This window comes from Bradyrhizobium forestalis (assembly GCF_002795245.1).
Classification (GTDB): Bacteria; Pseudomonadota; Alphaproteobacteria; order Rhizobiales; family Xanthobacteraceae; genus Bradyrhizobium; species Bradyrhizobium forestalis.
In genome coordinates, this window is the sequence record NZ_PGVG01000111.1 from 1 (window position 1) to 1,374 (window position 1,374).

At 64.0% G+C, this 1,374-nt stretch carries 1 pseudogene; it reads right to left on the minus strand.

The features are described from left to right. Nucleotides 1-33: 33 nt before the first annotated feature. Nucleotides 34-1,300: pseudogene (locus CVM73_RS38690) on the minus strand (IS256 family transposase). Nucleotides 1,301-1,374: the final 74 nt, after the last annotated feature.

Consider the following 1,374-nt stretch of genomic DNA (forward strand, 5'->3'; position numbering starts at 1 on the left):
GAGCTATGGCTAATTCTGGGTGACGCGGCCTGATCAGGCGGCGTGGCTTTCAGTGGTCGGAATGACCTCGATGCCGTCAGTAAACTTTACACCGGCGATGACCTTCGGCAACTGATTTGTTCCTTTCAGTCGGCGCCAGGTCTTCGATGCGGCGTCGGTCAACTTGAACACCATCAGCTTCGCGGTTTTCGGCGAGAGCGATCCTTTCGTTCGCACCGTCCGGTGCCGCACCGTGGCGAACACGCTCTCGATCGGATTGGAGGTGCGCAGATGAACCCAATGCTCGGCGGGGAAGTCGAAGAACGCGAGCAGCGCCTCACGATCCTTGATCAAGCACTCGACCGCAGGCCCGTATTTGGCACGGTATTTCTCGACGAAGGTGTCGATCGCGGTTTCGGCTTTCGCCCGGCTCGGTGCCAGATAGACGTTCCGCAGATCGTTCTTCATCGTGCCCTGGACGGATTTGGCGACCTTGTCGAGCACGTTGCTGACTTTGTGGCCACCAGCACCGCTGGTGTCGCGTGCCGGGGAAGACCTCATCGAGGGCCTTCCAGAACCCCAGCGCGCCGTCACCGACCGCCACTTCAGGAGCGATCCGCAGGCCGCGCTGCTTCACATCGATCAAAAGCTCACGCCAACTCTGGGCGCTCTCGCGGGCGCCCACCTGGAAGCCGACCAATTCCTTGCGGCCCTCCGGCGTCGCGCCGACCAGCACCAGGATACATTCGCTGTGATCCTCCATCCGGGCCTGCAAATAAACGCCATCGGCCCAGAGATAGACGTAGCGCCGCGCCGACAGGTCACGTCGCTGCCAACGCTCGTACTCGGCCTGCCAGTCGGCCGTCAGGCGTGCAATCACCGACGGCGACAGGTTCGGCACATCCTTGCCGAGCGGCGCCGACAGCGCCTCCTGGAAGTCGCCAGTCGAGACGCCGCGCAGGTAGAGCACTGGCAGCAGGGCATCCAGGCTCTTGGTGCGCCGCGCCCACAGCGGCAGGATCGCCGAGCTAAAGCGGATCCGATTGGCCCCGCAGGCGCCGCGGTCCCGAACCTTCGGCCGGGCGACCTCCACGGGGCCGATGCCGGTCTGAATTTGCCGCGCCGGTCCATAGCCGTGCCGCACCAGCCGGGCCCGCCCGTCGGGCAGTGTCAGCTCGGACGTGCTGGCCAGAAACGTATCGACCTCGATCTCGACCGCCTTGGCAAGCAGCTCGCGCGCCCCAGCGCGCAGGATATCGGTCAGTGGATCGTCAACCGTGGAGGGCTGACGAAAAGCAAGAACGTTGGTAGTCTCGGTCATGGCGTATCGCTCTCCTTGAGAGGTTCTGGCAGGCTGGACACCCGCCTCGATACGCCGCCTCTCTCAACCCGTCA